Origin of the sequence: Streptomyces sp. SID3343 (assembly GCF_009865215.1) — a bacterium.
Classification (GTDB): Bacteria; Actinomycetota; Actinomycetes; order Streptomycetales; family Streptomycetaceae; genus Embleya.
In genome coordinates, this window is the sequence record NZ_WWJX01000964.1 from 1 (window position 1) to 5,305 (window position 5,305).

The window sequence follows — 5,305 nt, forward strand, 5'->3', positions numbered from 1 at the left end:
CCACGTAGCAGGGCGAGCTGACCAACAGCACGTCCTTGGGGGTGGCGCAGAGGGCGCGCAGCACCAGCAGCATGCCCTCCTGGGCGCCGACGGTGAGCACCAGCGCCTCGGGCGCCACCTCCAGGCCCTCGTCGTTGGCGAGGGTGCGGGCGACCAGGTCGGCGATGATGCCCTTGGTCGGGCCGTACTGGAAGAGTGTGGTGCGCACGGCGCCGGGGCTCAGGCCTCGGTCGGCGAGATGGGCAAGGTAGGTGTCCAGGTAGGTGTGGACCGACTCGGGCTCGAAGAAGCCCTCGTGCGGGCGGCCGGGGGCGAAGGAGAGCGCGTCCGGGTAGCGCTCGGTGACCTCGTTGAGGAAGGTCATCGCGTCCAGCAGCGGATCGGCGAGGCTGGCGTGCAGCTCCCCCAGCGGCAGCGGGACCCCGGGGCCGGTCGCCGGGGCCCTCGTGTCGAAAGTGGTCATCGCAGGGCCTCGCGCAGCCGCCGGGCGGCGTACTCCTGGGCCTCGCGACCGTCGTCCAGCACCCCGGCCATGGCGAAGAAACCGTGCGGCATGCCCTCGTAGCGGCGGGCCTCCACCGGGACGCCGGCGGCGCGCAGGGCCTCGGCGTACAGCTCGCCCTCGTCGCGCAGCGGGTCGTACTCGGCGGTGATCACCGTGGCGGGCGGCAGGCCCGACAGGTCGTCGGCGCGCAGCGGGGAGGCCAGCGGGTCGGCGCCGTCGGCCGGGTCGGCCAGGTAGTGGGACCAGTACCAGGCCACCGAGCGGCGGTTGAACAGCAGCGGGTCGTCGTGCTCGCGCACCGACGGGGTGTCCGCGTCGCAGTCGGTGTTGGGGTAGACCAGGAGCTGGTGGCGAAAGGCCGGGCCGCCCTGGTCGCGGGCGAACAGGGTGAGCGCGGCGGCCAGGTTGCCGCCCGCGCTGTCACCGGCCACGGCCAGCCGGCCGGGGTCCAGGCCCAACTCGGCGGCGTGCCCGGCGGTCCAGCGAGCAGCCGCGGCCACATCGTGGACGGCTGCCGGGAACGGGTGCTCGGGCGCGAGCCGGTAGCCGACCGCGACGGTCACGCAGCCGACCGAGTTGGTGAGCCGACGGCAGATCGCGTCGCCGGTGTCCAGCGAGCCCAGGGTCCAGCCGCCGCCGAACAGGTACAGCACAGCGGGCAGCGGACCGTCCGGGACAGTGTCCGCGGCGGGGCGGTAGACCCGCAGGGTCAGCGGTCCGCCGGGGCCTGGGACGGTGAACTCCTCCACGGCGCCCACCGGTTCCGGGTGGCCCGCCGAGGCCTGGATGTCGGCGAGGTCCGCGGCGCGGGCCTCGGCCGTGGTGAGGGAGTAGAGCGGGGGCGTACCGGCTTCGGAGCGCTGTTCGCGCAGGGCCTCGGCCTGGGGGTGCAGGGGCAAGGGGTGTCCTGTGGATCGGTCGGCGGATGGTTCAGTGGTCGGCCGGCCGGGCGACCACGGTGTGGTCGAGATCGGCCAGCCGTGGCCGGCCCAACAGGGCCATCGTATCGTCGAGTTCGGTCTTCAGAAGATCGAGGACCCGGGCGACGCCGTCCTCGCCGTCGGCGGCCAGGCCCCACAGGATCGGGCGGCCGATCAGGACGGCCCGGGCGCCGAGGGCGATCGCGAGGGCGGCATCCGTGCCCGTTCGTACACCGCCGTCCAGAAGAACGGGCAGATGCGGCGGTACCGCGGCGACCACTTCGGGCAGCGCCGAGAGGGTCGCCAGGGCACTGTCGAGTTGGCGGCCGCCGTGGTTGGAGACCACGACGGCGTCGACACCGTGCTCGGCGGCCAGCCGGGCGTCCTCGGCGGTCAGAATCCCCTTGAGGACGATCGGCAGGCTGCTGCGCTCGCGCAGCCAGGACAGATCGGCCCAGGTCAGGGTGGGGTCGAACTGCTCCTTGGCATGCTCGGCGATGCCTGAACTCCCTTCGCCGGCACGGTGGCTGGCGGCCATCAGTTTCTGGTCGAGGTTGACGGCACGGATGTGCGTGGGGATGGCGAAGCCGTTGCGGGCGTCGCGCAGCCTGCGGCCGATCCGGGGGGCGTCCACGGTCAGCACCAGGGCGCGGAAGCCGGCTGCCTCGGCCCGTTCGATCACCGCGGCCAGCGCGTCGCGGCGGCGCAGCCAGTACAACTGGAGCCACAGCGGGCCGGTGGCGGCCTCGGCAATGGATTCCAGGGTCCGGCCGGCGAAGATTCCGGCGATCAGGAGCGCCCCGGCCCGCCCGGCCGCACGAGCGGTGGCGACCTCGCCCTCGGGGTCGAACAGCTGGTGGTAGGCCATCGGTGCGATGCCGATCGGAGTTCGCAGGCGGCTCCCGAGCAGGGTGAGGCCCTGGTCCGTGACGGAGACGTCGACGAGTGTGCGCGGGCGCAGGCAACAGCGTTCGAACTGGGCCCGGTTGGCGGCGAGGGTCCGTTCGGCGCCGCTCCCGCCCTGGACGAAGTCCCAGACCTCGGCCGGGAGTCGGGTGCGGGCCGCGCGTTCGATGTCCGCCAGTTCGAGTGGCCCCACAAAGCTTCCTTCCCGGGCATGCCTCGTTCGGGCCGGCTCCACCTCGGCAGCGTAGGAGGCCGACCGTCCATTGGTCTAGACCTTGCATTCGCTTGATCGCCTGTGCAATCGTCAAGTAGCGAACCTACCCCGTCAGTTGCGAACGGTTTCCCTACAACCTCCCCCTTCGTGGAGTGGCGTTGACCGGCTCTGCCTCCCTTGCTCCCCTGCCGGCCGGGGCCTCGAATGCCAAGGCCCCGCAAGACTGGGTGGATCACTTCCTCCTGGTCGGCCCCGATGACGAGGAGTGCCTCCACTTCGGCACTCCCGTCGACCGCAAAACCTTGCGCGCACTCGTCGCCGAGCAGGCCGAACGGCTGCGCGGCGCCGGTCTCTTGGCCGGCGGCACCGCCGCCCTGCGGCTGGCGCCCTCGCTCGGCTACACGGCCGCGCTGCTGGCCTGCTGGCAGTTGGGCGCCCAGGTGGTCCTGCTGGACCACCGGCTCACCGACCACGAAGTCGGGCTTGCCCTCGAACGGCTGGCCCCCCAGGTGCTGGTGGAGTCGGCGCACCGCCCCGCAGCGGCTCTGCGCGGCTTCGCCGAGACCGACCCCGTGCCGCGCGCCCGTCCTGGTGGCCGCCCCGCGGCGACCGACCACACCCTGCTCCAGCTCAGCTCGGGCTCCACCGGCCCCGCCAAGGTGATCGCCCGCACCGCCGCCGACCTGTTGCGCGAACTCGACTGCTACCGGCGGCTCACACTCTTCCCCAAGGCCGGCGAGCGGGTCGTCCTGCTCTCCTCCGTCGTGCACGTCCTGGGCCTGGTCGGCGGACTGCTCAACAGCCTCCACTCCCATGTGCCGCTGACCATCCCGGAGCGGATGACGCCGGCCGGGATCCTGGCCGCGATCGGCCAGGACGACCGGCCCACCACGGTGATCGGCGTCCCCTTCCACGCCGAACTGCTGGCCGGCGCCGGCGCTTCCCCGCCGCTGCCGCAATTGCGCCGGATGATCGTCGCCGGCGAGTCGATCCGCCCCGGGCTGCCCGCAGCCTTCACCGCCCGCTACGGCGTGCCCCTGGGCACCATGTACGGGATGACCGAACTCGGTGTCATCGCCACCGACCTCGACGGCAGCCTGTACCCGCAGGCCGAACCGGTGCACGGCCTGGACCTGCGCGAGGACGGCGGTGAACTGCACATCGCCATGGCCGGCTCCCCCTATCCCGGCCTCGCCGACCCCACCCGCTGGTCGGACGGCTGGCTGCACACCAGGGACGCCGCCCGGGTCGACCCGCAGGACCGCCGGGTCACCGTACTCGGCCGGCGCGACTCCCAGGTCTCCATCGGCGGACTCAAGGTCGACCTCACCGAGGTCGAGCAGGCCCTCGCGGCCCTGCCGCAGGTCCGCGAGGCCGTGGTGGTGTTCGAGAACGGAGCCATCGAGGCCTACCTGGCCACCGAGCCTGCCGCCGACCCCGCCGCCGTCCGCGACGCCCTGACCCGCCAACTGGCCTCCTACAAGCGGCCCAGACAGCTCTCGTTCCTCCCTGCACTGCCCCGCACCGCCACCGGCAAGCTCGTGCGCGACACCAGCGCACTGCGCGCCGCGGTGCCCCCCGCCGATGCGGCCGGCGCGCCCGCACTTTGATCCGACGCACGCACACCGCACCGGTTCCCCCACCCAGCACGAGGAGCACCACCATGCAGGAGCGCATCCGCGAGTTCGTCCTCGCGGCACTCGACGAGATGAACTACGACGTCTCCGAGGTCACCGGCGACACCGACCTCGGCCCGGCCGGACTCGACCTCGAGTCGCTGGCACTCGCCGACCTGTCGGTGCAGGTCGAGGACGAGTTCGGGGTCAAGTTCGACCTCGACGAGATGGAGACCACCGCGCTGATGACCCTCGACCAGTTCACCGCCGACGTGGCCCGACAGGTCGCCGCCGCCCCGACCGCCTCCGGCAGCCCCGCGTGAGTACGCCCGTGCTGCCGGACCGGGCCGAGGTCGTGGAGATGCTGGCGAGGTTCGGGCAGCGCGCCGCCGGCAGCGTCCCGGAGACCCTCGGATCACTCGAACTCACCTGGCTGACAGCCGAGTTCGAGCAGCGCTACGCGGTCGTACTGGAACTCTCCGACGATCAGTTCGAGGCTGTCCGCACGGTGGACGACGCCGTCACGGTGCTACGCGAAGCCGTACTCGCCGTCGCCCCCGCCCCGGCCACCGAGGTCACCGGAACCGGTGGGATCGCGCGGTCGTGAGCGCCAGCGCACCGCCGGACGTCTGGCCGGTGTTCACCGGTCTCGGGGTGCTCAGTGCCTTCGGCCCCGGGCTCGCCCCGCTGACGGCCGCGACCGTACAGGGCAGGACCGGCTTCACCGAGGTGACCCGCTTCGACGTCAGTCGCCGCGGCACCCGACGTGCAGCCCTGCTGCTCGAACCGCCGACGCTCGCCCGAGCGGTACTCGGCGCCGTCGCCGACGCGTGCCACCAGTCCGGGCTGCCCGCCTGGCCCGGTGACACGCCGCTGCTGCTCGCCCTGCACAGCGATCTGCGCACCGGCGAGGTGACCGAGGCCGTGAACAGGGGCACCGCCGCCCTCGGCCTGCCCGGGGTGACCCGGGTCTACACCGGCGCGTGCGTGGCGGCCGCCACCGCGGTGGCCGACGCCGCCGCCCTGGTCGCCTCCGGCCGGCACCCCCGGGTGGTGGTCGCGGCCGGCCACCTGGTGGAGCCGGGCGTCTTCGCGGCCTTCGACGCGGGCCGGGCCCTGGCCCGCGACGGGGAGCTGCGGCCGT

General features: G+C 73.2%; 5 protein-coding genes and 2 pseudogenes. 4 read left to right on the forward strand and 3 right to left on the reverse strand.

The window, feature by feature from the left end; translation table 11 throughout:
- The 3 genes and pseudogenes from GT354_RS30285 to GT354_RS30295 all read right to left on the reverse strand — a co-directional run.
- Positions 1-463: pseudogene (locus GT354_RS30285) on the reverse strand (PLP-dependent aminotransferase family protein); the annotation flags it as partial.
- Positions 460-1,404 carry an alpha/beta hydrolase gene (locus GT354_RS30290; protein ID WP_161359567.1) on the reverse strand — a complete coding sequence of 315 codons (945 nt, stop codon included), beginning with the start codon at positions 1,402-1,404 and terminating at the stop codon, positions 460-462. The gene GT354_RS30290 and the pseudogene GT354_RS30285, both read right to left, overlap by 4 nt.
- A 31-nt stretch (positions 1,405-1,435) precedes the next feature.
- A complete protein-coding gene (locus GT354_RS30295; RefSeq protein WP_161359568.1) occupies positions 1,436-2,524 on the reverse strand; it encodes an alpha-hydroxy acid oxidase in 1,089 nt (362 codons plus the stop codon).
- A gap of 179 nt (positions 2,525-2,703) precedes the next feature.
- On the opposite strand from GT354_RS30295, the gene GT354_RS30300 reads away from it, so the two are divergent.
- The 4 genes and pseudogenes from GT354_RS30300 to GT354_RS30315 form a co-directional block, all read left to right on the forward strand.
- On the forward strand, positions 2,704-4,155 hold the full coding sequence (locus tag GT354_RS30300; protein ID WP_237535615.1) for a fatty acid--CoA ligase family protein: 1,452 nt from the start codon (positions 2,704-2,706) through the stop codon (positions 4,153-4,155).
- Between the two features lie 53 nt (positions 4,156-4,208).
- Entirely contained in the window at positions 4,209-4,484 is a 276-nt protein-coding gene (locus GT354_RS30305) for an acyl carrier protein (protein WP_161359569.1), read from the forward strand.
- The gene (locus GT354_RS30310) at positions 4,481-4,768 is read left to right on the forward strand and encodes an acyl carrier protein (RefSeq protein WP_346012244.1); all 288 of its coding nucleotides are present in this window, start codon (positions 4,481-4,483) and stop codon (positions 4,766-4,768) included. Before GT354_RS30305 ends, GT354_RS30310 begins: the two co-directional genes overlap by 4 nt.
- Positions 4,765-5,305 (forward strand): annotated as a pseudogene (locus GT354_RS30315) (beta-ketoacyl-[acyl-carrier-protein] synthase family protein); the annotation flags it as partial. The gene GT354_RS30310 and the pseudogene GT354_RS30315, both read left to right, overlap by 4 nt.

Bases quoted from the DNA above. Each gene is read 5' to 3' on its own strand.
- GT354_RS30305 (WP_161359569.1), top strand. From the start codon at position 4,209: ATGCAGGAGCGCATCCGCGAGTTCGTCCTCGCGGCACTCGACGAGATG.